30 protein-coding genes are annotated in these 25,223 nt (G+C 61.4%); 24 read left to right on the top strand and 6 right to left on the bottom strand.

Translation table 11 applies throughout. The annotated features are described in order from the left end of the window. Positions 1 to 239: 239 nt before the first annotated feature. Positions 240 to 431 carry a hypothetical protein gene (locus AC1V0D_RS03235; RefSeq protein ID WP_482906958.1) on the bottom strand — a complete coding sequence of 64 codons (192 nt, stop codon included), beginning with the start codon at positions 429 to 431 and terminating at the stop codon, positions 240 to 242. 181 nt (positions 432 to 612) lie between these two features. Here AC1V0D_RS03235 and AC1V0D_RS03240 point away from each other — a divergent pair, with 181 nt between their 5' ends. Then, the gene (locus AC1V0D_RS03240) at positions 613 to 810 is read left to right on the top strand and encodes a DUF6404 family protein (protein WP_009090969.1); all 198 of its coding nucleotides are present in this window, start codon (positions 613 to 615) and stop codon (positions 808 to 810) included. 38 nt (positions 811 to 848) lie between these two features. Here AC1V0D_RS03240 and AC1V0D_RS03245 read toward each other — a convergent pair whose 3' ends face one another. From AC1V0D_RS03245 to AC1V0D_RS03260, 4 genes are all read right to left on the bottom strand, one after another. Continuing rightward, on the bottom strand, positions 849 to 2,354 hold the full coding sequence (locus AC1V0D_RS03245) for a SulP family inorganic anion transporter (protein WP_482906959.1): 1,506 nt from the start codon (positions 2,352 to 2,354) through the stop codon (positions 849 to 851). Positions 2,355 to 2,499: 145 nt separating this feature from the next. Then, complete coding sequence (locus tag AC1V0D_RS03250; protein WP_033736573.1) at positions 2,500 to 2,754, bottom strand: biofilm/acid-resistance regulator YmgB/AriR; 255 nt, start codon at positions 2,752 to 2,754, stop codon at positions 2,500 to 2,502. A 379-nt stretch (positions 2,755 to 3,133) separates the two neighbouring features. Further along, complete coding sequence (locus tag AC1V0D_RS03255; RefSeq protein WP_482906960.1) at positions 3,134 to 3,541, bottom strand: DUF2000 family protein; 408 nt, start codon at positions 3,539 to 3,541, stop codon at positions 3,134 to 3,136. A gap of 41 nt (positions 3,542 to 3,582) precedes the next feature. Continuing rightward, on the bottom strand, positions 3,583 to 4,431 hold the full coding sequence (locus tag AC1V0D_RS03260) for a helix-turn-helix transcriptional regulator (RefSeq protein ID WP_150029694.1): 849 nt from the start codon (positions 4,429 to 4,431) through the stop codon (positions 3,583 to 3,585). Positions 4,432 to 4,576: 145 nt separating this feature from the next. On the opposite strand from AC1V0D_RS03260, the gene AC1V0D_RS03265 reads away from it, so the two are divergent. From AC1V0D_RS03265 to AC1V0D_RS03375, 23 genes are all read left to right on the top strand, one after another. Further along, positions 4,577 to 5,008, top strand: a complete 432-nt coding sequence (locus tag AC1V0D_RS03265) for a MarR family winged helix-turn-helix transcriptional regulator (RefSeq protein ID WP_009090959.1) — start codon at positions 4,577 to 4,579, stop codon at positions 5,006 to 5,008. Between the two features lie 2 nt (positions 5,009 to 5,010). Then, the gene (locus tag AC1V0D_RS03270; protein ID WP_033736341.1) at positions 5,011 to 6,696 is read left to right on the top strand and encodes an MFS transporter; all 1,686 of its coding nucleotides are present in this window, start codon (positions 5,011 to 5,013) and stop codon (positions 6,694 to 6,696) included. Beyond that, complete coding sequence (locus AC1V0D_RS03275) at positions 6,693 to 7,787, top strand: HlyD family secretion protein (protein WP_111208058.1); 1,095 nt, start codon at positions 6,693 to 6,695, stop codon at positions 7,785 to 7,787. The genes AC1V0D_RS03270 and AC1V0D_RS03275 overlap by 4 nt, the downstream gene beginning before the upstream one ends. Continuing rightward, positions 7,784 to 9,166: an efflux transporter outer membrane subunit gene (locus tag AC1V0D_RS03280; RefSeq protein ID WP_482906961.1), complete on the top strand. Its 1,383-nt coding sequence runs from the start codon at positions 7,784 to 7,786 to the stop codon at positions 9,164 to 9,166. The genes AC1V0D_RS03275 and AC1V0D_RS03280 overlap by 4 nt, the downstream gene beginning before the upstream one ends. Positions 9,167 to 9,432: 266 nt before the next feature. Further along, on the top strand, positions 9,433 to 9,819 hold the full coding sequence (locus AC1V0D_RS03285; RefSeq protein ID WP_058957993.1) for a hypothetical protein: 387 nt from the start codon (positions 9,433 to 9,435) through the stop codon (positions 9,817 to 9,819). A 228-nt stretch (positions 9,820 to 10,047) separates the two neighbouring features. Beyond that, positions 10,048 to 10,779 carry a beta-ketoacyl synthase chain length factor gene (locus AC1V0D_RS03290; protein WP_046101573.1) on the top strand — a complete coding sequence of 244 codons (732 nt, stop codon included), beginning with the start codon at positions 10,048 to 10,050 and terminating at the stop codon, positions 10,777 to 10,779. Continuing rightward, positions 10,772 to 11,572 carry a lysophospholipid acyltransferase family protein gene (locus AC1V0D_RS03295; RefSeq protein ID WP_009090948.1) on the top strand — a complete coding sequence of 267 codons (801 nt, stop codon included), beginning with the start codon at positions 10,772 to 10,774 and terminating at the stop codon, positions 11,570 to 11,572. Before AC1V0D_RS03290 ends, AC1V0D_RS03295 begins: the two co-directional genes overlap by 8 nt. A gap of 13 nt (positions 11,573 to 11,585) precedes the next feature. Then, complete coding sequence (locus AC1V0D_RS03300; RefSeq protein ID WP_009090946.1) at positions 11,586 to 11,843, top strand: phosphopantetheine-binding protein; 258 nt, start codon at positions 11,586 to 11,588, stop codon at positions 11,841 to 11,843. 16 nt (positions 11,844 to 11,859) lie between these two features. Continuing rightward, positions 11,860 to 12,114, top strand: coding sequence for an acyl carrier protein (locus AC1V0D_RS03305; protein ID WP_009090944.1), 255 nt, complete (start codon positions 11,860 to 11,862; stop codon positions 12,112 to 12,114). Between the two features lie 7 nt (positions 12,115 to 12,121). Next, the gene (locus tag AC1V0D_RS03310; protein ID WP_046101575.1) at positions 12,122 to 12,685 is read left to right on the top strand and encodes a COG4648 family protein; all 564 of its coding nucleotides are present in this window, start codon (positions 12,122 to 12,124) and stop codon (positions 12,683 to 12,685) included. After that, positions 12,682 to 14,001 carry an AMP-binding protein gene (locus tag AC1V0D_RS03315; protein WP_482906962.1) on the top strand — a complete coding sequence of 440 codons (1,320 nt, stop codon included), beginning with the start codon at positions 12,682 to 12,684 and terminating at the stop codon, positions 13,999 to 14,001. Before AC1V0D_RS03310 ends, AC1V0D_RS03315 begins: the two co-directional genes overlap by 4 nt. Continuing rightward, on the top strand, positions 13,988 to 14,335 hold the full coding sequence (locus tag AC1V0D_RS03320; protein WP_111208054.1) for a 3-hydroxyacyl-ACP dehydratase FabZ family protein: 348 nt from the start codon (positions 13,988 to 13,990) through the stop codon (positions 14,333 to 14,335). The genes AC1V0D_RS03315 and AC1V0D_RS03320 overlap by 14 nt, the downstream gene beginning before the upstream one ends. Beyond that, on the top strand, positions 14,329 to 16,038 hold the full coding sequence (locus AC1V0D_RS03325; RefSeq protein WP_482906963.1) for a glycosyltransferase family 2 protein: 1,710 nt from the start codon (positions 14,329 to 14,331) through the stop codon (positions 16,036 to 16,038). Before AC1V0D_RS03320 ends, AC1V0D_RS03325 begins: the two co-directional genes overlap by 7 nt. Then, positions 16,031 to 16,444 (top strand): acyl-CoA thioesterase, encoded by a 414-nt coding sequence (locus AC1V0D_RS03330; RefSeq protein ID WP_009090934.1) that lies wholly within the window; start codon positions 16,031 to 16,033, stop codon positions 16,442 to 16,444. The genes AC1V0D_RS03325 and AC1V0D_RS03330 overlap by 8 nt, the downstream gene beginning before the upstream one ends. Next, a complete protein-coding gene (locus AC1V0D_RS03335; RefSeq protein ID WP_337025032.1) occupies positions 16,438 to 17,046 on the top strand; it encodes a LolA family protein in 609 nt (202 codons plus the stop codon). The genes AC1V0D_RS03330 and AC1V0D_RS03335 overlap by 7 nt, the downstream gene beginning before the upstream one ends. Further along, the gene (locus AC1V0D_RS03340) at positions 17,033 to 19,339 is read left to right on the top strand and encodes an MMPL family transporter (RefSeq protein WP_482906964.1); all 2,307 of its coding nucleotides are present in this window, start codon (positions 17,033 to 17,035) and stop codon (positions 19,337 to 19,339) included. The genes AC1V0D_RS03335 and AC1V0D_RS03340 overlap by 14 nt, the downstream gene beginning before the upstream one ends. Continuing rightward, on the top strand, positions 19,336 to 19,908 hold the full coding sequence (locus AC1V0D_RS03345) for a DUF3261 domain-containing protein (RefSeq protein WP_482906965.1): 573 nt from the start codon (positions 19,336 to 19,338) through the stop codon (positions 19,906 to 19,908). The genes AC1V0D_RS03340 and AC1V0D_RS03345 overlap by 4 nt, the downstream gene beginning before the upstream one ends. Further along, positions 19,905 to 21,065 carry a beta-ketoacyl-[acyl-carrier-protein] synthase family protein gene (locus tag AC1V0D_RS03350; RefSeq protein WP_150029684.1) on the top strand — a complete coding sequence of 387 codons (1,161 nt, stop codon included), beginning with the start codon at positions 19,905 to 19,907 and terminating at the stop codon, positions 21,063 to 21,065. Before AC1V0D_RS03345 ends, AC1V0D_RS03350 begins: the two co-directional genes overlap by 4 nt. Continuing rightward, entirely contained in the window at positions 21,055 to 21,531 is a 477-nt protein-coding gene (locus AC1V0D_RS03355) for a hotdog family protein (protein ID WP_058957513.1), read from the top strand. Before AC1V0D_RS03350 ends, AC1V0D_RS03355 begins: the two co-directional genes overlap by 11 nt. Continuing rightward, positions 21,528 to 22,259 carry a 3-ketoacyl-ACP reductase FabG2 gene (locus AC1V0D_RS03360; RefSeq protein ID WP_111208049.1) on the top strand — a complete coding sequence of 244 codons (732 nt, stop codon included), beginning with the start codon at positions 21,528 to 21,530 and terminating at the stop codon, positions 22,257 to 22,259. The genes AC1V0D_RS03355 and AC1V0D_RS03360 overlap by 4 nt, the downstream gene beginning before the upstream one ends. Beyond that, a complete protein-coding gene (locus AC1V0D_RS03365) occupies positions 22,256 to 23,491 on the top strand; it encodes a beta-ketoacyl-ACP synthase (protein WP_181405379.1) in 1,236 nt (411 codons plus the stop codon). Before AC1V0D_RS03360 ends, AC1V0D_RS03365 begins: the two co-directional genes overlap by 4 nt. Positions 23,492 to 23,624: 133 nt before the next feature. Then, entirely contained in the window at positions 23,625 to 23,768 is a 144-nt protein-coding gene (locus AC1V0D_RS03370; RefSeq protein ID WP_009090920.1) for a hypothetical protein, read from the top strand. Positions 23,769 to 23,808: 40 nt separating this feature from the next. Beyond that, the gene (locus AC1V0D_RS03375) at positions 23,809 to 23,982 is read left to right on the top strand and encodes a hypothetical protein (RefSeq protein WP_009090919.1); all 174 of its coding nucleotides are present in this window, start codon (positions 23,809 to 23,811) and stop codon (positions 23,980 to 23,982) included. Here the strand turns inward: AC1V0D_RS03375 and AC1V0D_RS03380 are convergent. Continuing rightward, complete coding sequence (locus AC1V0D_RS03380) at positions 23,970 to 25,133, bottom strand: glycoside hydrolase family 1 protein (protein WP_046101584.1); 1,164 nt, start codon at positions 25,131 to 25,133, stop codon at positions 23,970 to 23,972. The genes AC1V0D_RS03375 and AC1V0D_RS03380 overlap by 13 nt on opposite strands. Positions 25,134 to 25,223: the final 90 nt, after the last annotated feature.

The following is a 25,223-nucleotide window of genomic DNA, read 5'->3' on the forward strand; positions in this document are numbered from 1 at the left end:
GGCTGCCTGAAACTTAAGGGTAGCTGAATAACCCTGTCCCGAAAGTCCGGCTTGCCAGTTTTTGCTCTCTGCGACCCTGGCGGACAGCAGGTAACGCTTTCGCTGCCGGGTCAGTCGTTGGTGATGAGAGTGAACAGGAGCAGGATGGGGGAATAGCGTCGCTGCCTCCCGGCAGAATGGGTAACGTCCCATGCGGGGGCGGCACCAGCCAGCCTGCAGGGCAGGCCAGCTGGTTAATATCAGGCCTGAGGCTGGCCTGCCGGACCGACGCCACCGGGTGCGCCTACCGGTGCCTGTCCACCCGGCGGCGGCGGCGGGGCATCTTTGCCTGGTGGCGGCGGCGGGGCATGTCTGGGCGGTGGGGTCGGTGCGCAGGCGGTAAGCGTAGCAAGGATGGTCAGCGTCGATAACAGATAAGCAGTACGTTTCATCGTAATTCCCTGATCGGTTAAGCGGAGCGTTAAGTATAGATAAGCGCCGTCAAAACGCCTGACGTAAAGCAGACGGCAATGTTATTGTCGATTATTTGAGATGCTTCGCAACTTGTGCACGGTAACCATGCGTTTCAGATCAGAGATCGCTAAGGTAGCGCTTCAATTAAGAGGAGTGGTTATGAATGGCATAATGAAGTTCGTCCGCGGCTGGCTGGTCTTTTCTCTCTTGTGGGGCGTGTTCATGTGGTTTATGTCATGGCAGGAGCAGGGCAAAGCGCCAGGTCTGGCAATTCTGATGAGTCTCTATGCGGGATTAATCTATCAGGCTCTGATGACGATGGTTGGCCGCTACCGGACGCGGCGTCAGCAGGCATAACAGGTTCTGCTGCCGCAGAGGCAGCAGAACCGCGCACGTTAACCGAAGTTACCGGTCAGACGTTGATGGAAGTCGGTACTGCGTGAATCCAGCCCCTCAATCGTCACTTCGGCACCATATCTCTGATAGCGATACTCAATGCCATCCAGCGCCGCGACGCTGGATGCATCCCAGATCTGCGCATGGGTTAAATCGATCGTGACCTTTTTGGGATCGTGAGCGTAATCGAAATGCTCAAACAGGTCGTTGCTGCTGGCGAAGAAGAGCGGGCCGCGCACGACATAGCGCACCGACTGACCATCATCGCTCAGCTGACGCTCTGCATGGATAACATGCGCAATGCGGCGGGCAAAGAGCAGCATGGCAAGGATCACCCCCGCAAGCACACCCAGCGCCAGATTGCCCGTCCAGACCGTGACCGCCACCGTCAGCACCATAATCAGCGTTTCTGACCACGGCATACGCTTCAGGGTGGCGGGCTGCAGGCTGTGCCAGTTAACGGTTTTCACCGCGACGACCATCATGATGCCCGCCAGAACCACCATCGGGATCTGCGCCATAATCTGACTCAGTCCGGTCACCAGTAACAGCAGCACCAGAGCGGCCGCAACGGTAGAGACCCGGCTGCGTGCCCGACCCAGTTCCACGTTGACGATGGTCTGTCCGATCATCGCGCAGCCCGCAATACCGCCATAGAAGCCCGCCAGGATATTCGCCACGCCCAGGCCCCAGGATTCACGGCGCTTACTGGAGGGGGTATCCGTCAGATCATCGACCAGTTTGGCGGTCAGCAGCGACTCCATCAGGCCGACAAACGCGATACTCAGTGCCGTGGGCCAGATAATCTGCAGCGTCTGCAGGTTCAGGGGCACCAGCAGCGTATTCAACCCGGGCAGGCCAGGGCTCATCGGCCCCTCGTCACCCACGTTCGGCATGCGATAGCCCATCAGCAGTGCCACCGCCGTCACCACTACAATGGCGACCAGCGGGGAGGGCACACTTTTTATCAGGCGCGGCAGCAGCAGCACAATGGCCAGGGTGACGGCAAAGAAGATCCACACCAGGGATGACTGACCCCAGACGTGCGGCACCTGCGCAAAGAAAATCAGGACCCCAAGCGCATTCACGAACCCCAGCATTACCGAGCGGGGAATGTAACGCATCATGCGCGCCAGACCGGCCAGGCCAAACAGAATCTGGATGATGCCGCCCAGCACAACGGCGGGCAGAATATATTCCACGCCATGCAGATGCACCATCGGCCCGATGACCAGCGCGACGGAACCGGCGGCAGCTGTGACCATTGCCGGGCGACCGCCCAGAATCGACAGGGTCAGACAGAGTACCACCGAAGCCACCAGGCTGACTTTCGGGTCGACACCGGCAATCACGGAAAAGGAGATCACTTCGGGGATCAGGGCCAGCGCGGTAATCACACCGGCCAGGCATTCGCGGGTCAGCAGCGCAGGCGAACGCAGTACGCGCCCCGTGCTGATATCGCCCGCCACAACGTCAGTTGCGGTAACATCATTAGTCTGGGTCATAAAGGATTGCAGGCTCTTTAGTTATTTTGCTCCCGCGCGGAAGGCGGAAAGAATGGGATAAACAGTGAGAGGCAGATACTACCGGGGGATCGACGAAGATACCAGAAAAAGGCGGTGGATTCCCTCCCTGGAATCGCGACTACAGTTAAAAGTCATCCGGGGTTTTGTGGACCACCAGGTCAAGCAGCTGACGGTAGATATCCAGCGAATCCCTGTCGCTTTCCAGTTCCAGTCGGTGGATCAGCTTTGAAATAATGGCCTTATTACTGACAGGCATACCCGATTGCAGGATTTCTGCGATCAGGACACCCAGCATTTCCATCTCGCTGGCGGGTTTATTCGCTGCAGGATTGAAATAGTCGGCAATTTCCTGGTCAGTCCGGGGAAGTGTATTTTGCATGTGTAAGCCCTTCATAACAGCCCGATTCCGGTTCGGATGTCAGGACAAAATCGATCAAAAAAGCCATCGCATGGACAGATGCGATGGTGCCAGCGTGAACATAACGCAGATAAAAAATAACCTCTGAAGGTGGAAATCCACTGACACCTTCAGAGGCGACGCAAGTGCATCATTCGTTACAGAGTCGCATGACAACTCGTGGCAGTAAAGTTATACAATGAAAGCCAATCTGTACAATCGAATCCTTTTGCAAAATGTGCTATTTGCCGCTTTTCAGCAGCTTATAAGGATTATTCCGAGAAAAAAACTGTACAGAGAACCTATACAACCCGCAGATTCGACCGGACAGATAAAAACAGTCAGGCACCCCGCAGGGTGATCAGGCAAATAACGCCAGCTTTGCCGTCAGCTTACGCAGCGCTTTTTTATCACCGACGATGGCGAGACCCAGCAGCCGCCACTGCCGCCGCGATTGCTGGCGCAGGGCGATGCTGAGCGCCTGATAATCGGTGGTGGTCTGTCCCTCTTCGGGAAACAGCACCCGATCGTATCCGGCCTCTTCAGCCTTCAGCAGCAGTGCCCGAAGCTGCTCATCGGTGGCCGCCAGCACGGGAATACCGGTGCTGATCAGACCGGGGGAGGGATGGCGCTCCGCATCTTCCAGCGCATCACCAACCAGCTCCGGATGGCGCTGCCCCAGCGTTAATGCCAGCACGGCAGCGGCGTTGGTGGCTTTACCGGCTGGCAGCGCGGCATTCAGTATCATCACACATCGTAAGTCCTGCATTGCGTTTCTCCTCACTCAAAAAACGCATTGTGGCAACGGTGTCAGTTCGGGTCTGGAAGATTTGTGCAGGCGTGCTGATAGCGTGACGGCGTGAGCTGGCAGGCGCGTTTAAACCAGCGCCCCAGATGGCTCTGATCGGCAAAACCCAGCGCGGCGGCCACGTCCGCAACCGGCTGGCCCTGCGCCAGCTGCCGGCGCGCCTGGCTCAGCCGCCACTGCACCAGCCAGGCGTGAGGCGGCAGGCCCCAGTGCGCCTGAAACAGGCGTGATAACCGGAAGCGGTCCACCTGCAGCTGCTGTGCCATCTGCGCCAGGCCAGGATTTTCCGCATGATGGGCGATCAGCCAGTCACGCGCCTGTAATGCCAGCACCGTATCTTTGTCCGGGTGGCGATCGGGCAGGAAGATCTGCTGGTGCGGCGTGAGCTGAGAGAATAACCGATCCAGCACCGCCTCTTTGATCAGGGCGGGATGGTTGTGCCACAGCGCCTCGAACGCATGCCAGACGGCATAGGCCAGCGACCGATCGTCGCGCAGCGTTGCAGCAAACTGTAATGCGGGGGAGGGCGGCGCGTCACGCCCGGCCGGGTTGAGGTGCTGTGCAATCTGCTGTGGAGAAAGGTAGAGCATACGGTAGGTGAAACCCTGTTCGTTGATGGCATCCCCATCATGCAGCTCTTCCGGTTCCAGCATAAACACCGTGCCGGGTCGGCTCCGGTGCTGTCTGCGCCGCGAGTGAAACTGCTGTACTCCCTGTTCAGTCACACCGATCAGATAGCTGTCATGCCAGTGCGGATCATAGGCGTGACCGGTAAAATGAGCGCGCAGCGCCTCAATACCGCTGATGGCGTCACGGCGGAGATCCACCCAGTTTGCTGCTGGCTGTTTCATATTATCGGGCTCCCGATAGCGGACTCTGGACATTCTGCCGCGATCCACTAGTTTTTGACAGAACGGCCGCTTTTCAATCCCGTTTTGCTTTGCGTATAATAACCTTTCTATTTAATCAGAATCCTAACCATTAGGCTGCTAACATTTGTCTCAGCATACCCGTACCTTCACCCATTTACTGCACCTGACCGCACATGCCTGGCGCCTGGCGGTGGATCGTCATCTCAGAGACAGCGGCTTAAGTATGAGCAGCTGGATGGCTATTGGCCTGATCGCCAGCGAACCGGAACGCATGACGCAAACCGAACTGGCGCAATTGCTGGGGCTGGAAGATGCCAGCATGGTTCCGCTGGTGGATCGGCTGGTCAAACAGTCACTGCTGACGCGGGTGCAGCCGCCGGAAGATCGCCGCAAGCGCCACCTGGTGTTGACCGAAAAAGGCAACGAGGCGTTTGCCCGCGTGAAAACCGAGGCCGATGCGCTGCGCACGGAGATGCTGGCTGATATCGACCCGCAGGATCTGGCCGTTACCGAACGTGTGCTGCAACAACTGCTGAGTCGTATGGGAAGTATGTAGCAGTGGCAAAGCGAAATCCCTACGCTGCACGCGAGTGGTTACCGCACGAAAAACCCATGCTGCCGGGCTCGCCCTCGACCCCGCTGCACCCGATGCCCAAACGCCTGGCGTTTGGCCTGATCGGTCTGCTGATTTCCCTGACCGGTGCGCTGAGTAACGCGCTGGTCACAGCAAATCTGGTCAATCTGCAGGGCACCTTTGGTGCCTGGTCGAATGAAATTGCCTGGCTGCCTGCGGTCTATGTGATGGGCAATATCTCGATCAACCTGCTGCTGGTGAAGTTCCGCCAGCAGTTTGGACTGCGGGTCTTTACCGAGGCGTTTCTGGTGCTCTATGTGCTGGTGGCGTTCTTTCATCTGTTTGCCAACGACCTCAGTTCCGCAATTATTGTGCGCACCGCGCACGGCATGGTGGCGGCCGCCCTCAGCTCACTCGGCATCTACTATCAGGTGCAGGCCTGGCCCGCAAAACATCGCCTGAAAGCGCTGGTTATCGGCCTGACGGTGTCGCAGCTCGCCATTCCGCTGGCCCGACTCTTCTCCTCTGAACTGCTGCAGCTCAACGAGTGGCGCGGTCTCTATCTGTTTGAACTCGGTCTGGCGATGATTGCGCTGGGCGGGGTGCTGATGGTGAAACTGCCGCCGGGTGACCGCATCAAAACTTTTGAGAAAATGGATTTCGTCACTTTCATTCTGCTGGCACCCGGCATGGCGCTGCTGTGCGGCGTGCTGTCGCTGGGGCGGATTGAGTGGTGGTTCACCACGCCCTGGCTCGGTATCTGTACCGCGATAGCGCTGACGCTGATTGTCGCGGCGATGGTGATCGAACATAACCGGCGCAATCCGCTGATCAATACCCGCTGGCTCAGCAGCGGCAACATGGTGCGGCTGGGCATCGTGATGATCATGATCCGTATTGTCCTGGCCGAACAGAACACCGGCGCGGTCGGCTTCTTACAGCAGCTTGGCCTGCAGAACGATCAGATGCGTGGTCTGGCACTGGCCATTATCGCCGGGGTGATTGTCGGCATTGCTGCCAGCGCGCTGACCATTAAACCCACTCATCTGAACTGGCCGATTGTCGCCTCGCTGGTGGTGATGATTATCGCGTCACTGATGGATTCGCAATCCAGCCCGCTGACCCGGGGTCCCGAAATGTATTTCAGCCAGTTCCTGCTGGGTTTCAGCAGCGCTTTTTTTATGGCGCCCGCCATGCTGATGGGGATTGGCAGCGTCGTGACCCAGCCAAAGAATCTGGTCAGTTTTGTGGTGCTGTTTGGCATGAGCCAGAACCTCGGCGGTCTGATCGGTTCCGCCATTCTGGGCACCTTTCAGGTCTGGCGGGAAAAATATCACTCCAGCCTGCTGGGCGATCAGCTTTCCCTGCTCGATCCCAATGTCACCGAGCGGCTCAGCCAGTACAATGCGCTGTTTAACCCGCTGGTGGGTGACAGCGTGCTGCGCGGTGCGCAGAGCACCAGCCAGCTTCAGACGGTCGCCACACTGCAGGCGAACGTGCTTGCCTATAACGACACTTATCTGCTCACCGCCGCGCTGGCGCTGGCAACGCTGATGTGGGTAATCTGGCGTTTAACCCGTCGCCGTTATCTGGAGTGGCGTCAGGCGCGATTTAACCTGCGTGAGCAGCAACAGCTGGCCGCATTACAGGATTTAAGGGAGAAACAATGAGTCAGCAGGATGAGCTTCAGGCTGCAGAACGCGAACGTGTTAATCGCCGCCGTATTCTTTCTGTCGCCGTGGGTAGCGGCATTGTGGTGCTGGGCGTGCTGGTTATTCTCTACGCCTGGCAACTCTGGCCCTTTACCAGCGCGGTGCAGAGCACCGAAAATGCCTATGTGCGCGGTCAGGTGACCTTTATCAGCCCGCAGGTCAGTGGCTATCTCACCTCGGTGGAGGTGATCGATCTGCAGCCGGTGAAAAAAGGGCAGTTACTAATGACGATTGACGATCGGATCTATCGTCAGCGGGTGCATCAGGCGCAGGCGCAGCTGGCGATGAAGCAGGCGGCGCTGAACAATAACCTGCAGCAGCGTCGCAGCGCAGAAGCGACGATTCAGAGCAACAAAGCGGCACTGGAGAATGCCAAAGCCCAGGCGTTAAAAAGCGGCTTCGATCTGAAGCGGGTTGAGAACCTTGCGGCGGACGGATCGCTCTCAGTGCGTGAGCGTGATGCCGCCCGTGCCGCCAGCGCCCAGGCGCAGGCGCAGGTGCGTCAGGCGGCGGCGCAGATCGCTGTGGCACAGCAGAATCTGCAAACGGTCATTGTAAACCGTGATGCGCTGGAGGGGGATGTCGCCAGCGCGCGTGCCGCTCTGGAACTGGCGGAGATCGACCTGGCGAATACCCGGATTACCGCACCGGATGACGGCCAGCTCGGTCAGCTGTCGGTCCGCACCGGCGCCTATGTCACTGCCGGAACCCGCCTGACGTCGGTGGTGCCCAATCACAAATGGATTATCGCCAATCTGAAAGAGACCCAGCTGGCCCATATTCGTCCCGGCCTGCCGGTGACGATTCGGGTCGATGCGCTGGACGGCAAGCGCTTTAACGGCGAGGTGGAGTTTATCTCCCCGGCTGCAGGCTCAGAGTTCAGTGCCATTTCACCCGACAACGCCACCGGCAACTTTGTCAAAATCGCACAGCGCATTCCGGTTCGCATCCGCCTGAATGAGCAGGATATGGCACAGCTGCGTCCCGGCATGTCCGTGGAGGTCAGCATCGATACGGCCGCCCGGCCCGCCGGTGAGGCTGCGCCATGAGGGGCCGCCTAGCGATCGCTGCCCTGTCACTGCTGCTGTCAGGCTGCGCCACACAGGTTGAAAAGGCACCGGCCTCGCTGCCGATCCCGGCGGCCTGGCGGGAGAGTGTCGGCCCCGGCGCCGCGCCGGAAGCAGAGTGGTGGCGTGCTTTTCATGATGAGTATCTCAACCGGCTGGTCAGCCAGGCGCTGCGCAACAATCCCGATATTCTTACGGCGCGATCCCGGGTCGATCAGTATCGCGCCCAGCTGCGCGCCACGCAGGGTGATAACTTCCCCACCGTCAGCGCCGGTGTGGCCGCGACCCGTGAACGCACGCTCTCGTCAGTGACGGGGCAGCCTTATGAGACCGATGTGTTTCAGGGACTGTTACAGGGCAGCTACGAGGTTGATCTGTGGGGCGCGCGCAGCAGCAGCATCACGGCGGCGCAGGCGACCTTAGCAGCGCAGCAGGCGGCGGCTTCCGCTGCTGAGCTGACCATCGCCAGCTCGGTCGCGTCGGGTTACCTCAACCTGTGTGCGCTGGATGAGCAGCTGCGGGTCACCGAGGCGACGCTCGCCACCCGAAATAATTCGCTGAAGCTGGCCCGGCGTCAGTTTGAAACCGGCTACACCTCCCGGCTGGAGTGGATGCAGGCGGCCTCAGAATATCAGTCGGCCAAAGCGCAGATACCGCAGCTGCAGCATCAGATCGCCCAGCAGGAGAATGCGCTGAGCATTCTGGTGGGAATGAACCCGCGTACCCTTGCCCGGCGTCAGCAGTTTGACCAGATTCTGCCGCAGGAGATGCCGTCGCTGCTGCCTTCTGCGCTACTCAACCGCCGTCCCGACATCGTGCAGGCGCAGCGTCAGCTGCTGGCGGCCGATGCCAGCCTGGCGTCGTCACAGGCGAAGCTGCTGCCGTCACTTAATCTCACCGCCAGCGGCACCCTGCAGAGTTCGGTGCTGCATCAGTTAGCAGATAATCCGTTCCGGCTCTGGAGCGTGGGCGGCAGCATTCTGGCGCCCTTGCTGAACCGTGAAGCGCTGACGGCGCAGGTCGATGTCTCAATGGCCACGCGGAACCAGGCGCTTTACAGCTATGAAAAAGTGGTGCGCAACGCCTTCTCGGAAGTCAACGATGCGGTTGACGCCATCAGGCAGAGAGAGGCCCAGCTTCAGGAGCTGCAAAAGCAGGAGGCCTACGTGACCGAGGCGCTGCGCATTGCCCGCAACCGCTATCAGAACGGTTATGCCTCTTATCTGGATGAGCTGGATGCGCAGCGCACCCTGTTTTCCACCCAGCTTAATCGGGTCACCGTCAAAAATAACCTCCTGCTGGCACAGATCGATCTCTATCGTGCGCTGGGGGGAGGCTGGACGCCCGCCGCAACGCCATAGTCGTCCAGGCCGATCCAGCCGTCGCCAGAGTTTCACGGCGCGGATCGGCCCCCTGACGACAGCAGGAGAGCCTGTTTCCTCCGCCGCAATCCCCCGAATATCCGCTATAAAGCGATGCATACTTCTGCTTACCTGTCTTTACATTCGATGGTATCATGCGCGGGTTTTACACCAGCCAGACGGAAAAGCGCACGAAAAGCGCAGGCTGCGCACGGCGAATTATCCGTTTATATTACTGATAAATATCATAAAAGAAGGGATTCCTGATGAATAAGAAGACGATTTTCACGCTGGCCGTGGTTGCTGCGTTATTGACCGGTTGTGCCCGCACCGCACCGATTCACAATGTGAATCAGAGCCTGACGCAGCGCTACAGCGATAACCAGATGAAAACGGCGATCATTGAAGCCGGCATTGGCCGTAAATGGGTGATGACCCCCGTATCGCCAGGTGTGATCACTGGCCGCCTGTCCCAGCGTGGTTTCGCGGCGACCATTCGCATCACCTACACCAGCCAGAACTACCGCATCGATTATGTCAGCAGTGAAAACCTGAAAGCAGGGCAGGGGCAGATCCACAGTAACTACAACCGCTGGATCGCCAATCTGGATCAGGACATTCAGTTGCGCCTGTCGGCGCTGGCGGCGCAATAAGGCGTCTCCCGTCGCAATAACGTCCCGTCAGAGGACCTGAGTATAAAGATTGGCTCCACCCGGCCGACAAATCAGATGAGCTGCTATTGCTGAACCTCAGCATAAACCTCTACCGTGAACGCCCGTGGCGCGATCGGCAGAGGCGTTCAGCAATGCACTTTTCTGCACCGGGCAGGCGTAACGTCCTGATAATTGCTGACACCACACGTTTGACGAAAGAATGTTGAGATGAGACTCGCTTACTCACTGCTCGACTGGCAGGCCCTGGCTCCAGGATTACAGGGGCACGAGGCCTGGCAGGACTGGGCGCGACAGGGCACCGCTATCGATCCCGCAGGAGAAATGGCGAAACCGCAGTTTTTACCGATGATGACCGCGCGTCGTCTGAGCGGCGGCAGTCGTGCGGCGGTTGAGTGCGGGCTGGCACTGCTGGCCCGGCAGCGGGTGGACGCGATCGTCTTCACCAGCCGTCACGGCGAACTGGAGCGTAACCTGCGCATCCTCACCACGCTGGCCGATCAGCAGATGATGTCACCCACTGATTTTGCCATGTCGGTTCACAACTCGGCGGTGGGCAGCCTGACTATTGCGGCCAAAGCGCCGCTGGTCTCCACCTCCATCGCCGCCGGCATCGACTCTTTCCAGCAGGGATTGATTGAAGTCAGCGCCCTGCATCAGGCGGGTTATCAGCAGGTGCTGCTGGTCGATTTCGACGGCTGCGTGCCCGATTATTATCAACACTGGCTGCCGGAGCAGGGCATGAATGTGCCTTATGCGGTGGCGCTGCTGCTGGGTAAAGGCGAGGCATTGCGCTGCAGCGGTCGCCCTGAACCGGCGCAGACCCACGCGCCGCTGTGGCCGCAGAGCCTGCGTTTTCTGCAGCAGTGGCTGGCGGCGTCGCCCGCGTTCAGCCTGCCGGGTGAACGCCTGACATGGCACTGGGAGAGAGAACATGGCTGACTGTTCACAACCGGCACTCTGCGCGGGCAGCCGCCTGAACTACTGCTGGCGTCTGGTGATGACCGCGCTGAGTTTCACGCTGTTTGGCCTGGGTGGACTGCTGCTGTCGCTGGTGGGCTTTAATCTGCTGCTGCTGGTTCAGCGTGATTCGCTGCGCCGCCGTCTGCTGGCCCGACGCGCCATCGCGTTCAGCTTCCGCTGCTTTCTGCGGTTCTGCCGGCTGACCGGGGTCTACGACTACCGCATCGAAGGCGCTGAGCTGCTGCAGCAGGATCGCGGCTGCCTGATCGTGGCCAACCATCCCTCGCTGATCGATTACGTGATGATCGCCTCGGTGCTGCCGGAGATGGATTGTCTGGTGAAGGCCGATCTGCAGAAGAATCCTTTTATGCGTGGGGTGATCCGCGCGGCCGACTATCTGATCAACAGTGAAGCGGAGACGCTGCTGCCCGACAGTCAGCAGCGCCTGGCGCGCGGCGACAATATTCTGATCTTTCCGGAAGGCACCCGCACCCGCTACGGTCAGCCGCTCTCCCTGCAGCGGGGCGCCGCCAATATCGCCGTGCGCGCCGGCTGCGATCTGCGCGTCGTCCACATCACCTGCAGCCAGCGCATGCTCGATAAGCAGAGCCGCTGGTATCAGATTCCGCCAGTTAAACCGCTGTTTACTGTGCGTGTACAACCGCGAATCGACAGTCAGTCGTTTTGTGAAAGTAATCCCGATGCGCAGCCGCTGGCCGCGCGTCGCCTGACCCGCCATTTACAACAGGCGCTGGTCCCCCAGAACAGGTAAGACGAAAACCGGTATGGATGTATTAATCAACGATATCAAACAGATGATTATCGACACGCTGAACCTTGAAGATCTCAGCCCCGAGGATATTGAGACCGAAGATGCGCTGTTTGGCGACGGCCTCGGCCTGGACTCAATTGACGCGCTGGAGCTTGGCCTGGCGGTGAAAAATCGCTACGGCGTGACGCTCTCTGCGGAGAGTGAAACCCTGCGTGCCCACTTCTTCTCTGTTGCGACGCTGGCAGCGTTCGTCAACCAACAGCGCAGCTGAACGCGGAGACCATTTTATGATGAACAAAGAAGAGATTTATCAGGAAGTGTCGGCCCTGCTGACCAGCCTGTTTGAAATTGCGCCGGAGGATATCCATCCTGAGGCCCGCCTGTATGAAGATCTCGAACTCGACAGCATCGATGCCGTCGATATGGTGGTTCACCTGCAGAAACGCACCGGTCGTAAAATCAAACCGGAAACCTTCCGCGCGGTGCGAACCGTGCAGGACGTGGTCGATGCGGTCGAACAACTGATGCGCGAAGACGCCTGATCCCGCCGTGCCTGCTGCCACTCTTCGCCTGCTCAATCTGCTGACGCTGCTGGCCTGGCCGTTGCTGGTCTGGCTGGCGCTCACCCAGCCGCGCTGGCAGGGACTTTTCTGGCTGCTGGCGCTGCTGTTTGGGCTGCGCTGGCTGCAGCTGCGTCGTCAGCATACGGCCATGGGGGCTGTGATGGGCTGGCTGGCCCTGCTCGGCGCGCTGCTCTGTATCAGCAGTCAGCTGCTACGTTCGCAGCATCTGCTGCTGTGGTATCCGGTGGCGGTCAATCTGGCGATGCTGCTGCTGTTTGGCGCCTCGCTCTGGAGCGCGATGCCGCTGGTGGAACGTATCGCCCGACTGCGTGAGCCCGTGCTTCCGCCTGCTGCGGTGCGCTACACCCGCCGCGTCACTCAAATCTGGTGCCTGTTCTTTATCGGCAATGGCAGCATGGCGCTCTTCACCTGCCTGCTGGGGAATCTGCGACTCTGGACATTGTGGAACGGCGCGATCAGCTATCTGCTTATCGCCGCGCTGATGGGCGCGGAGTGGTGCGTCCGTCAGCGCGTGAGGCGCAAAGCATGAGGGTGGCCGACTGGCTGACGGGCGCCGATCGGGAAGTCGCCTGGCGGGGCGATCAGACGCTGATGCTCAGCACCATGCGCCGTCAGGTGCTGGCGCTCAGCCAGCGCTTAGCGGCAGAGGCGGGCACACACTGGGCGCTCTGTTTTGACGACAGCTACCGCTTCTGCGTGGCGCTGCTGGCGAGCTGGTATGCCGGTAAAACGCCGGTGATGCCGGGTCATGCCCGCGCCGCACTGCTCGATGAGATGCAGGATCGGCTGGATGGCGTGCTGTGCGACATGCCGCTGGCGGTCAGCCTGCCACGGCTGGCGTGGGATGAGGCCGAAGCGCAGGGCGCGCTGCCGCCGCTGCCGGACGGGGCTGAGCTGGTGCTGTTCACATCGGGTTCAACCGGCACGCCACGTCAGGTGGTAAAGTCCCTGGCGGTGATGGAGCAGGAGAGCCGCTGGCTCTGCGCCCTGTGGGGTGAACAGCTTCGGGCGTGCCGGGTAATTGCTTCGGTCAGCCATCAGCACCTGTACGGTTTATCGTTCCGGATCTTTCTGCCGATGACGCTGGCGCGCCCGTTCGCCGCCCAGCCGCTGTTTTATGGCGAACAGCTGGCTCAGCTTCCGCGTCACTGGCGCTATGCCTTTATCAGCAGTCCCGCTTTTTTGTCGCGGCTGGACAGGTCGCTGCAGACGCCCGCCTGTGAACTGATTGTCTCCGCCGGTGGCGCGCTGCGCGCATCGGATGCTGAGCAGGTCTGGCAGCGCTTTGGCTGTCGGGTCAGTGAGATCTATGGCAGCACCGAAACCGGCACCCTGGCCTGGCGTCATTGGGCGCGGCCCGGGGAGGCGTGGCGCTGTTTCCCCGACGTCCGGCTGGAGGAGGTGAGGCCCGATCGCTGGCAGGTCTGGTCGCCGCTGATTGCCGCAGCGGACGGCATCCCGCTGGACGATCGTCTGCACAAACAGCCGGACGGCGGTTTTCAGCTGGCAGGCCGCCATGACCGCATTGTCAAAATCGCGGACAAGCGCATCTCTCTCAGTGAGATTGAGCGCCGTCTGCGGGATCTGCCGGAGATAGAGGATGCCGTGGCGCTGGTGGTGACCCGCCATGAACGGCAGGCGATAGGCGTCGTGCTTTCGCCCACCCGACCGCTGGATGAGGTGGCGCTGCATCAGCGCCGTCAGCAGTGGAAACAGCAGCTGCAACGCTGGCTGGAGCCGCTGGCCATGCCACGCTACTGGCGGGTTGTGGCCACCATTCCGGTCACCGCCCAGAGCAAACGCGCCTGGCCGCAAATAGAGGAACTTTTTCATGTTGCCGATTGAACGCAGCCGAACGTTACAGGCGAACAGCGTCACGCTGACGTTAGAGGTAGAGCCGGGACTGTTCTGGTTTCAGGGTCACTTCCCGACCCTGCCCATTCTGCCCGGCGTGGCACAGCTGGATTGGGTGATGCACTATGGTCTGCTGCTGCTTGCTCCCGGCAGGCAGTTTGCGGCCATCGATAACATCAAATTCCAGCAGCCGGTGCCCCCCGGCGCGCTGCTGCAACTGCACCTTGAGTGGCACGCCGAAAAATCGCGCCTGAGTTTTCGCTACAGCCTGCTGAGTGAAGCGGGCGAGCAGAGTGCCAGCAGCGGGAAGATCGCGCTGTGTTAACGACTGCGTTCTCACCCTGCGTGGTGATCCCCTGCTACAACCACGGCGCGATGATGGCGTCGGTGCTGGCGCGGCTGGCTCCCTTTAACCTGCCGATCATCGTGGTGGATGATGGCAGCGATGCGGCGACCCAGCTGCAGCTGGCGACGCTGCACGCCCCGCATCTCAGCCTGCTGCGGCTCGACACCAATCAGGGCAAAGGGGCGGCGGTGATCCACGGCCTGCGGGCCGCGGCGGCGCGCGGTTTCACCCACGCGGTTCAGCTCGACGCGGACGGTCAGCATCAGGCGGAAGATCTGCCGTTAATGCTGGCGGAAGCGGCGCGTTATCCCGATGCGCTGATCTCCGGTCAGCCGCTCTACGATGACTCCATCCCCAAATCACGCCTGTATGGCCGCTACATTACCCATTTCTGGGTCTGGATTGAGACGCTGTCGCTGTCGATCCGCGACAGCATGTGCGGCTTCCGCGTCTATCCGCTGGCCGCCACGCTGGCACTGTGCGACCGCCGGCCTGTCGGACAGCGCATGGATTTCGACACTGAAATCATGGTGCGGCTCTACTGGCAGGGCACCCGCAGTCGCTTTATCCCGACCCGCGTCACCTATCCGGTCAGCGGGCTGTCGCACTTCGATGCCCTCTATGACAACCTGCGCATCTCCTGGATGCACACCCGGCTCTTTTTCGGCATGCTGCCGCGCATCCCCCGCCTGCTGGCGATGCGCAGACCGCAGACGCACTGGTCTGTGGAAACGGAACGGCGCGGGCAGTGGGGATTGCGCTTTATGCTGGCCGTCTATCGCTACGGTGGACGCCTGCCTTTTACTCTGCTGCTCTGGCCGGTGGTGGCGGTTTACTGGCTGAGTGGCCAGCGTGCGCGCAGCGCCTCCCGGCAGTGGCTGGCGCAGGTCAGCCACGCCGCGCAGCAGCGGCAGATTGCGCTGCCGGCCCGGCTTAACAGCTATCGCCATTTCCTGCGGTTTGGTGGCGCGATGCTGGATAAAGTGGCCAGCTGGCGTGGCGATCTGCGCTGGGGGCGTGATATCGATTTTGCCCCGGGTGCGGAAGCGGTGATCCGCACGCCCGCACCGCAGGGGAAGCTGATTCTGGCCTCCCACCTGGGTGACATCGAAGCCTGCCGCGCCATGGCGCAGCAGGTCAGCGGTCTGGTGATTAACGCGCTGGTCTTTACCGACAACGCCCGCCGTTTCCGCGCGGTGCTGGAGACCATTGCCCCGCAGGCCGGAGTGAATCTGATGCCGGTCAGCGACATCGGGCCGGAGACGGCGATCCTGCTGCAACAGAAACTGGATGCGGGCGAATGGGTCGCGATCGTCGGGGATCGCACAGCGGTCAATCCGCAGCGTGGCGGCGAGCGACGGGTGATCTGGAGCGACTTTCTCGGCCGTCCCGCCCCCTTTCCGCAGGGGCCCTTTGTGCTGGCGGCCGCGCTGCGCTGTCCGGTGCTGCTGATGTTTGCCCTGCAGCAACAGGGTAAACTGCGCATTCACTGTGAGCGCTTCGCCGATCCGCTGCTGTTGCCGCGTGCGCAACGTCAGCAGGCGCTGCAGGAGGCGGTGGATCGCTATGCGGCGCGGCTGGCCCATTACGCGCTGCTGGCACCGCTCGACTGGTTTAACTTTTTCGATTTCTGGACGCTGCCTGATCCGCAGGCGCACCACAAGGAGTCTGACCATGACTGAACATCAGGCTGACGTCGTCCTGACCGTCTCGTTTCACGACTGCGATCCCATGGGGGTGGTCTGGCACGGCAACTACTTCCGCTTCTTTGAAGTCGCGCGCGAAGCCCTGCTGCGCAGCATCAACTACAGCTATGCCGAAATGGCGGCCAGCGGCTACGTCTGGCCGGTGGTCGACACCCGGGTCAAATACCGTCATCCGCTGCGCTGTGAAGAGACGATTCGCGTCAGCGCGCGGATCACGGAGTTTGAGAACCGCCTGCGCATCGACTATGAGGTGCGAAACGCCGCCGGTCAGATCACCACTAAGGCACACACTCTGCAGGTGGCGGTGGAGCAGGAGAGTCAGGCCATGTGCTTTGTTTCACCCGATATCTTACTGGAACGTTTAGGAGTGAAAGGATGCTGAAAATCATGCTAACCGGCCTGCTGCTGTGGGCCAGTGCCGCCAGCGCGGTCACGCTGGATCAGCTGCAGCAGCGTTTTGCCAGCCAGCCGGTGATCCGGGCAGACTTTACCCAGACGCGCACCATTGCCGGGATGCGCCAGCCACTGGTGTCACACGGGCAGATGCTGATCGCGCGTCAGCAGGGACTGTGGTGGCATCAGCAGACCCCCTTTGTGATGACGCTGCTGCTGGATGATAAGCGCATGGTGCAGAGCCTGAGCGGGCAGAAGCCGCAGGTGATCACTGCCGACAGTAACCCGCAGATGTTCCAGTTCAACCATCTGCTGCGGGCGCTGTTCCAGGCCGATCAGAAGGTGCTGAATGAGAATTTCACGGTGGCCTTCAGCGATCGCGGCAACGGTGCCTGGGCGCTGGAGCTGACCCCGAAAGCGGCGCCGCTTAACAGAATCTTTAACCGCATCTCGCTGGCGGGCAATGCGTTTCTGGACAGTATCCGGCTGGACGATAAGCAGGGTGACAAGACGCTGATTCAGCTCAGCAATACCCGTACTGAACCGCCGCAGCTGAGCGACGAGGAGCAGGCGCGTTTTGCCGGGCCGTAACGATCGACGGCTTGCCATCCTCTGGCTCGCCATCTGCCTGCTGCTGGCGGCGGCGCTCTCTTTTCTGCTGCCGCGCAGCCAGCTCAACAGCAGCGTGCTGGCACTGCTGCCGCAGCAGAATCTGGGGGCTGCGCCGCCCGCGCTGCAGCAGGCCTTTATGCAGCGGCTGGATCGCCAGCTGGTGTGGCTGGTTTCACCCGGTGAAGAGGACGATCCCGGCATCGCGGCCTGGTGGCAGGCGCAGCTGCGCGCGCTGCCTGACCTCAGGCAGGTGCAGGGCGATCTCGATGCCGGGCAGCAGGAGGCGTGGGGCCGGTTTGCCTGGCAACACCGTAATGGCCTGATCGACGAGGCGACGCGCAGCCGCTTGCAGAACGGCGGCGGGGCGCAGGCGGAGTGGCTGCTGGCGCAGCTCTTCTCGGCATTTTCGGGTGTCAGCAGCAAGGAGCTGCAGGGCGATCCGCTGATGCTGGTGCGGGGGGCGCAGCTGGCGCTGGCGCAGAATGCCGGACGTCTGACGCTGCACAACGGCTGGCTGACGGTGCGCGATGCGCAGGGGCGGCAGTGGTATTTCCTGCACGCTGAACTGGCCAATAACGCTTTCAGTATGCAGCAAAGTCATGCGCTGGTGACACGGCTCAGCGCGCTGGAGCAGCAGCTGAAAGCCCGCTGGCCGCAGGCGAAACTGCTGACGCGCGGCACGGTGCTGTTCAGCGACAACGCCAGCCAGCGGGCGCAGCATGATGTCAGAACGCTGGGCAGCGTGACGCTGGGGGGCGTTATCCTGCTGGTGCTGCTGGTCTTCCGCTCACTGCGACCACTGCTGCTCGCGGTGACCTCCGTAGCGGTGGGAGCCATGACCGGCACGGTGGTGACGCTGCTCTGCTTCGGGGAACTGCATCTGATGACGCTGGTGATGAGCCTGAGCATTGTCGGCATCTCCGCCGACTACACCCTCTATTATCTCACTGAGCGGATGGTTCACGGCGATCAGCAGACGCCGTGGGAGAGTCTGCGTAAAGTGCGCGGCACGCTGCTGCTGGCGCTGGGCACCACGGCGATCGCCTGGCTGCTGATGCTGCTGGCCCCGTTCCCCGGACTGCGTCAGCTGGCGGTATTTGCCGCCAGCGGCTTAACGGCCTCCTGCCTGACGGTGATTCTGATCTATCCATGGCTGGTGCGCGGTCTGCCGGTGCGTCCGGTGCCGCTGATGGTGCCGCTGGCACGCTGGCTCGCCGCCTGGCGACGGCAGCGCGGGCTGCGCGTCGGCTTACCGCTGGCGCTGGCGATGTTCGCCGCCACCGGTATCGCCCGACTGAATGTGGATGATGATATCGCCCATCTGCAGAGTGCGCCGGCCTCGCTGCTGGCACAGGATCGCCAGCTGGCTGCCCTGACGGGGCAGCGAGCCGATCAGACCTGGTTTGTGGTCTGGGGCGATGACGCGCAGCAGACCCTGCAGCGGCTGGAAAAACTGGCACCGGATCTTCGCAGGGCAGAGCAGCAGGGCTGGCTGCAGGGCTATCGTCTGCTGCCGCTGCGATCGCTGGCGCAGCAGCAGCAGGATCGCCAGCTGTTGCAACAGGCTGTGCCCACCGTGACGAGCCGCCTGCAGCAGGCGGGGATTGCCCTGGCTGCGCCGGATCTCTCCCCGATGCCGGTGACGCCAGCCGAGTGGCTGGCCAGTCCGCTGAGTGAGGGGTGGCGACTGCTGTGGCTGACGCTGCCGGATGGCCGCAGCGGCGTGCTGATCCCCACCAGCGGCGTCAGAAACAGCGCCGCCCTTGCGGCGCTCGCGGCGCAGCATACTGGCGTCAGCTGGATTGACCGCAAGGCGGGTTACGACAGGCTGTTCAGTTTCTGGCGCACCCTGCTGACCGGTCTGCTGGCGCTGGCGCTGCTGTTCATCACGCTGACGTTTGTGCTGCGTCTGGGCCTGCGCGCGGGCTTACGCAGCGCGCTGCCGTCGGCGCTGTCGCTGGCGGTGGCGCTGGCCACGCTGGGCTGGATCGGCGCGTCACTGAATCTCTTTGCGCTGCTGGCGCTGATTCTGGTGCTGGGCATCGGCATTAACTACACGCTCTTTTTCAGCAATCCGCAGGGGACGCCCCTGACGTCGTTGCTGGCGGTGTCGCTGGCGATGATCACGACGTTACTGACGCTGGGCATGCTGGTCTTCAGCAGCACCAGCGCGATTGCCAGTTTTGGCACTGTTTTATGCAGCGGCATTTTCAGCGCTTTCCTGCTGTCGCCGCTGGCGATGCGACCCACCCGATCAAGGAGTAAACGATGATCCGCGCCGCCTCTCTTCTGCTGACGGCGCTGCTGCTCAGCGCCTGCGCCGGACCGGCACCTGACAGCAGCCGTCCCAGCGCCTGGCTGAAACCGGGGGTAAAGGTTACGCTGCCGCCGCCGGGTATCCATCCCGCTTTTCAGCAGCAGCAATTACTGACCGGACAGGTCAAAGGTCAGAGTCAGTCGCTGCTGGTGCTGCTCAGCGCCGATGAGCAGCAGATCGATCTGGCCGGACTCTCCTCGGTCGGCATTCGCCTGTTCAGCCTGCGCTATGATGCCGGTGGCATTCACACCCAGCAGCTGATGCCGCTGCCGCAGATGCCGCCAGCCAGCCAGGTGCTGGCTGACATCATGCTCAGCTACTGGCCGCGGGAAGTGTGGCTGAAACAGCTGCCGTCCGGCTGGCGGCTGGAGGATCAGGGGTTAAAGCGCCAGCTGTTCGATGCCGATAACCAGCTGGTGACCGAAATTGATTACCTGCAACGCGGCTCTCTGCGCCAGCCGATCAGCATCCGCCAGCATGCGTTTGGCTATCAGATCCGCATTCAACATCTGGACGCCTCATGATTTACCTCTCCGCCTTCGGCATGCTGAATGCGCTGGGCAATACCAACCGGGAAATTGCCACCCATCTGCAACAGGGCATCGCGCCCGGCATGCAGCGCTGTGACGGCTGGCTGAGCGGCGAGCGCAGCTGCTGGCTTGGCCGCGTTGTGGGCGAGCTGCCGCCGGTTCCGGCTGCCTTACGCGCGCACAACACCCGCAATAATCAGCTGCTGCTGGCGGCGCTGGCGCAGATCCGCCCGGCACTCGACGCGGCCGTGGCGCGCTATGGGGCTGACCGGGTCGCGATCGTGCTCGGCACCAGTACCTCGGGTGTGGATGAGGGCGATCGCCAGATTGGTGCGCCTCAGCCTGACTATCACTATCAGATGCAGGAGCTGGGCGATCCTTCCCGATTTCTGGCGCACTACCTGCAACTGAATGGCCCGGCCTATACCATTTCGACCGCCTGCTCCTCCAGCGCCCGCGCCGTGATCAGCGGTGAGCGACTCATCGCAGCCGGTCTGGTGGATGTGGCGCTGGTGGGCGGGGCGGACTCGCTGAGCCGGATGCCGATTAACGGATTCGACAGCCTGGCCTCGCTCTCTGAACGTCGCTGCGCGCCTTTCAGCCGCGATCGTGACGGCATCTCTATCGGTGAAGGGGCGGCGCTGATGCTGCTGACGCGTGAACCGCAGCCGCTGGCGCTGCTGGGCGCAGGCGAATCGTCTGACGCCTGGCACATGTCCGCGCCGCATCCGCAGGGCGAAGGCGCTGAACGGGCGATGCGTATGGCGCTGCAGCAGGCGGCGCTGTCGCCGCAGCAGGTCGGCTATATCAATCTGCATGGCACGGCGACGCCGCTCAACGACCAGATGGAAGCCGGTGTTATCGCGCGTCTGTTTGGTAACCGTGTGCCGTGCAGCTCGACCAAGCACCTGACCGGCCACACGCTCGGCGCGGCAGGTATCTGCGAAGCGGCGCTCAGCGCCCTGATCCTGCAGGAGAATCTGCCCCTGCCTGCCCAGGATTTCCGGGCGGCGGCACAGGATGAGACGCTGCCGGATTGTGGCCTGCTGTTACAGCCGCAGGCGCTGGAGCGGCCGATCATCGCCTCAAATTCATTCGCCTTTGGCGGCAATAACACCTGTCTGATACTGGGACGCCCCGATGACTTTTAATTCTCCCGCCGCGTACTGGCTGCCCCACGCCGCACCCATGCTGCTGCTCGATCAGCTGATTAGCGTTGACGATGATCAGGTTCACTGTCAGGTCTCGACCTGCACCGGTGGCGTCCTGACGCCCTTTCTGACGCCGCAGGGCGAACTGCCCGCCTGGTTTGGCGTTGAGATGATGGCGCAGACCGTGGGCGTCTGGTCAGGCTGGCATGCAAAGCAGGGCGGTGCCACCCTGATCCCCCCCGGTATGCTGCTCGGCGGACGCGGCTGGCGGGCGCATCAGCCCCATTTTCCCGCCCGCGCCACGCTGGATATCAGAATGACGCTGCTGATGCGCGACGACCGCATGGGCAGTTTTGAGGGCGACATTCGCCACGGCTCGCAGCTGCTGGCCAGCGGTCGTCTGAATACTTATCAACCCAATGAAGCAGAGTTACAGCAATTAATGTCACAAGGAAATCAACCATGACAGATTCGGTATTGGTGACGGGTGCCAGTAAAGGCATCGGCCGCGCAATTGCGCTGCGTCTCGCCCAGGATGGCTTTCAGGTTATCGTCCATTTCAACCGCGATCGGGCTGGCGCTGAGCAGTGCCTTGAGGCGATCGTCGCCGCAGGCGGCAGCGGTCGCGTTCTGGGATTTGATGTGGCCGATCGCGCCGCCACCCGCGCCGCGCTGGAGGCTGACATTGAGCAGCATGGTGCCTACTACGGTGTGGTCAGCAACGCGGGCATCACCCGTGATGCCGCTTTCCCGGCGCTGACGGATGAGGAGTGGGACAGCGTGATCCACACTAACCTCGACAGTTTTTACAACGTGATCCAGCCCTGCGTGATGCCGATGATCGCGCTGCGACGCGGGGGGCGTATCATCACGCTCTCCTCGGTGTCGGGGATGATGGGCAACCGCGGTCAGGTCAACTACAGCGCGGCGAAAGCGGGCATTATCGGTGCCACCAAAGCGCTGGCGATTGAACTGGCTAAGCGCAAAATCACCGTTAACTGCATTGCACCGGGTCTGATCGACACCGGGATGGAGGGGCTGGCCCCGCAGGTCATCGATGAGGCGATGAAGATCGTGCCGATGAAGCGCATGGGGGCGGCGGAAGAGGTCGCCGGGCTGGCGAGCTATCTGATGTCCGATATCGCGGGTTACGTGACGCGTCAGGTCATTTCGATCAATGGAGGCATGCTGTGATCCATCGTGTCGTCGTGACGGGCATGGGCGGCGTCACCGCTTTCGGGGAGTCCTGGGCTGAAGTCTCGGCGCGGATCCGGGCCGGTCGTAATGCCGTGCGTTTTATGCCGGAGTGGCAGGTCTATGACGGGCTGCATACGCTGCTGGGTGCACCGATTGATGACTTTGCGCTGCCGGCGCACTACACCCGCAAGCGCATCCGCGCGATGGGTCGCGTGTCGCTGCTGGCCACGCGCGCTACCGAGCTGGCGCTGACCCAGGCGGGCCTGATTGACCATCCGGTGCTGACCAGCGGTGAAACCGGTATCGCCTACGGCTCGTCGACCGGCAGCACCGGGCCGGTCAGCGAGTTCGCCACCATGCTGACGGAAAAGCACACCAACAATATTACCGGCACCACCTATGTCCAGATGATGCCACACACCACCGCCGTCAATGCCGGACTCTTTTTCGGCCTGCGCGGCCGGGTGATCCCGACGTCCAGCGCCTGCACCTCCGGCAGCCAGGCGATTGGTTACGCCTGGGAGGCGATTCGTCACGGCTATCAGACGGTGATGGTCGCTGGCGGGGCAGAAGAGCTCTGTCCGTCAGAAGCAGCGGTGTTCGACACCCTGTTTGCCACCAGTCAGCGCAACGATGCGCCCCACACCACGCCGGCACCTTTTGACCAGCAGCGTGATGGCCTGGTGATTGGTGAAGGGGCCGGAACGCTCATTCTGGAGTCGCTGGAACATGCGCAGGCACGTGGCGCAACCATTTACGCGGAACTTACCGGCTTTCATACCAACTGCGACGCGGCGCACATCACCCAGCCGCAGCGGGAAACCATGCAGATCTGTATCGAGCGGGCGTTGCAAAGCGCCGGGATTACCGCCGCTGAAATCGGGTATGTGAATGCGCACGGAACCGCCACTGAGCGGGGCGACATGGCCGAAAGTCTCGCCACGGCGGCGGTCTATGGCGACACGACACCCGTCTCATCGCTGAAATCCTATTTCGGCCATACGCTGGGGGCCTGTGGCGCGCTGGAAGCCTGGATGAGCATTGAGATGATGCGGGAAGGGTGGTTTGCGCCGACGCTGAACCTGACGCAGCCTGCCGCTGACGCCGGGCAGCTGGATTACATCATGGGCGCGCCTCGTGAGATTGATACCGACTACATTCAGAGCAACAACTTTGCCTTTGGGGGCATCAACACTTCACTGATCTTCAGACGCTGGCGCGGCGCCTGATCACCGGCCCGTGCCGTCCTGGCACGGGCCGGTTTATTTCCCGGACGAAAGAAACAGACGTCACTCCGCCTTTCATCTACACTGTCACGCACCGCATCACTCCCGGCGGCCCATGCTTTTTCACAGGATAGTTATGTCGTTACCTTTGCCGCCCGATGATCACGATGAGCCGATTCGCCACTCCATGGACGATGCGCACTTTGCGATAGTGGTGCTTGCGGTGACCTCGGTAACGCTTATAATCTTCGTCCTGATGATTACGCTCTGGATGAGCTGACAGAGACCGCTGCGTCAGCGCAGGGAATAAGGAGAGGGCAATGGAATCCAGAGATGACAAATTGATCGCCATTATCGGTCTGCTGGCGGCCTGCCTGATCGGCGTTACCTTCCTGTTTACCATGGTCTGGCTGACCGATGTCCGGCATCCTGCCGATCCTTCACTCGACGTTCAGTCCTGCCACCCCAAAAAGCCACCCGCTCAGCATGTCTGATCGCGTGCCGTGAACCTGATCTGCTGGCTGCGCAGTATCAGCGCCAGGGCTTCATGCAGATTACGGTTGCCATTGGGGTCCGCTAATCCCAGCAGCGGGCCAGGCGAACGGCGGTCATCCGCCCACGCGGGATACTCCACCACGGGATAGAGCGAAATGCCTTCTACGGCAATCCCCTGATCCAGCGCCACCGCCACGTTCTCACTGACCTCCTGCAGCCAGGGGGCACGGGCCTCGCCCTCCGCGCCGGTTTCGGCAATCAGCATCGGGCGCTGGAAGCGCTGCCAGCACTGCGCCAGCAGAATGTGCAGCGGCACCCGCTCCGGCTCCTCCAGCGACATCGGCTGATCGGGGAAAAACCAGTGGTTATCGGGATAGTAGTTGAGGCCGAGAATATCCAGGCAATCTTCGCTGCCGCCCAGCTCTTTATCCACGCGACCGGCCAGCATATCCCAAGCTTCGAACTGCGCCTGATGCTGGGCATCGGCGTAGGGTTTGCTGTCCGGATTAGTGGGATGATGGGCGATCTGCACCAGCGGGTCGGTCAGCACAAACCGCGCCCCCGGATAGACCTCCCGGATGGCATGGATCGCCGCCAGAGACGCTCGCACCAGCTGGCGCTTCAGCTCTTTGCCGCGTCCTGCGGCATGCGGATTGAACCAGGCCACCTCCGCCCCGGCCCATGACCAGAATGAGATTTGGTTAACCGGCGTAAAGAAGGGATTTTCAATGCCTTCATCGCGCATCAGCTGCGCCATTGCGCGGGCGAAACGGCTAAAATGGTCAACAAATTCCGCTTTCCAGATATTAAGATGATCCGGATAGCCAAAGTGAGCCAGCTCCCAGATGATCTCTACCTGCTGACGCCGCGCTGCCTCAACCATCGGCAGAAAGCTCTGCCAGTCATAGTGACCCGGCACCTTCTCAATCAGGTGCCAGCGTGCACCGTCGCGGGCGGTCAGCAGATGCTGCTCAGCCAGGGCCGCATAATCCTTTTCCAGCAGCATGTCATGCCCGCTGCTGATGACCATATCGAGCCGTTTTCCGGGCGTGCGGCAGGCCGTGGAGCAGGGGAAGCTGCCCTGGAAAAAACTGCGAAACAGACGGGGATGGTGGCGCTGGCTGGCATCAAAAAGGGGGTGATGAGACATATTCCTCTCCTGCCGGAGCATTGCCGGTCACAGATCGTCCGGTTAAGTCTAGACTAAAAAACGCCCGCGACTTTTTGCTAAGTCGGAACA

The organism is Pantoea sp. PA1, assembly GCF_056856975.1.

Bases quoted from the DNA above. Each gene is read 5' to 3' on its own strand.
- AC1V0D_RS03235 (WP_482906958.1), bottom strand. From the start codon at position 431: ATGAAACGTACTGCTTATCTGTTATCGACGCTGACCATCCTTGCTACG.
- AC1V0D_RS03240 (WP_009090969.1), top strand. From the start codon at position 613: ATGAATGGCATAATGAAGTTCGTCCGCGGCTGGCTGGTCTTTTCTCTC.
- AC1V0D_RS03245 (WP_482906959.1), bottom strand. From the start codon at position 2,354: ATGACCCAGACTAATGATGTTACCGCAACTGACGTTGTGGCGGGCGAT.
- AC1V0D_RS03250 (WP_033736573.1), bottom strand. From the start codon at position 2,754: ATGCAAAATACACTTCCCCGGACTGACCAGGAAATTGCCGACTATTTC.
- AC1V0D_RS03255 (WP_482906960.1), bottom strand. From the start codon at position 3,541: ATGCAGGACTTACGATGTGTGATGATACTGAATGCCGCGCTGCCAGCC.
- AC1V0D_RS03260 (WP_150029694.1), bottom strand. From the start codon at position 4,431: ATGAAACAGCCAGCAGCAAACTGGGTGGATCTCCGCCGTGACGCCATC.
- AC1V0D_RS03275 (WP_111208058.1), top strand. From the start codon at position 6,693: ATGAGTCAGCAGGATGAGCTTCAGGCTGCAGAACGCGAACGTGTTAAT.
- AC1V0D_RS03280 (WP_482906961.1), top strand. From the start codon at position 7,784: ATGAGGGGCCGCCTAGCGATCGCTGCCCTGTCACTGCTGCTGTCAGGC.
- AC1V0D_RS03285 (WP_058957993.1), top strand. From the start codon at position 9,433: ATGAATAAGAAGACGATTTTCACGCTGGCCGTGGTTGCTGCGTTATTG.
- AC1V0D_RS03290 (WP_046101573.1), top strand. From the start codon at position 10,048: ATGAGACTCGCTTACTCACTGCTCGACTGGCAGGCCCTGGCTCCAGGA.
- AC1V0D_RS03295 (WP_009090948.1), top strand. From the start codon at position 10,772: ATGGCTGACTGTTCACAACCGGCACTCTGCGCGGGCAGCCGCCTGAAC.
- AC1V0D_RS03300 (WP_009090946.1), top strand. From the start codon at position 11,586: ATGGATGTATTAATCAACGATATCAAACAGATGATTATCGACACGCTG.
- AC1V0D_RS03305 (WP_009090944.1), top strand. From the start codon at position 11,860: ATGATGAACAAAGAAGAGATTTATCAGGAAGTGTCGGCCCTGCTGACC.
- AC1V0D_RS03315 (WP_482906962.1), top strand. From the start codon at position 12,682: ATGAGGGTGGCCGACTGGCTGACGGGCGCCGATCGGGAAGTCGCCTGG.
- AC1V0D_RS03320 (WP_111208054.1), top strand. From the start codon at position 13,988: ATGTTGCCGATTGAACGCAGCCGAACGTTACAGGCGAACAGCGTCACG.
- AC1V0D_RS03330 (WP_009090934.1), top strand. From the start codon at position 16,031: ATGACTGAACATCAGGCTGACGTCGTCCTGACCGTCTCGTTTCACGAC.
- AC1V0D_RS03335 (WP_337025032.1), top strand. From the start codon at position 16,438: ATGCTGAAAATCATGCTAACCGGCCTGCTGCTGTGGGCCAGTGCCGCC.
- AC1V0D_RS03345 (WP_482906965.1), top strand. From the start codon at position 19,336: ATGATCCGCGCCGCCTCTCTTCTGCTGACGGCGCTGCTGCTCAGCGCC.
- AC1V0D_RS03350 (WP_150029684.1), top strand. From the start codon at position 19,905: ATGATTTACCTCTCCGCCTTCGGCATGCTGAATGCGCTGGGCAATACC.
- AC1V0D_RS03355 (WP_058957513.1), top strand. From the start codon at position 21,055: ATGACTTTTAATTCTCCCGCCGCGTACTGGCTGCCCCACGCCGCACCC.
- AC1V0D_RS03360 (WP_111208049.1), top strand. From the start codon at position 21,528: ATGACAGATTCGGTATTGGTGACGGGTGCCAGTAAAGGCATCGGCCGC.
- AC1V0D_RS03370 (WP_009090920.1), top strand. From the start codon at position 23,625: ATGTCGTTACCTTTGCCGCCCGATGATCACGATGAGCCGATTCGCCAC.
- AC1V0D_RS03375 (WP_009090919.1), top strand. From the start codon at position 23,809: ATGGAATCCAGAGATGACAAATTGATCGCCATTATCGGTCTGCTGGCG.
- AC1V0D_RS03380 (WP_046101584.1), bottom strand. From the start codon at position 25,133: ATGTCTCATCACCCCCTTTTTGATGCCAGCCAGCGCCACCATCCCCGT.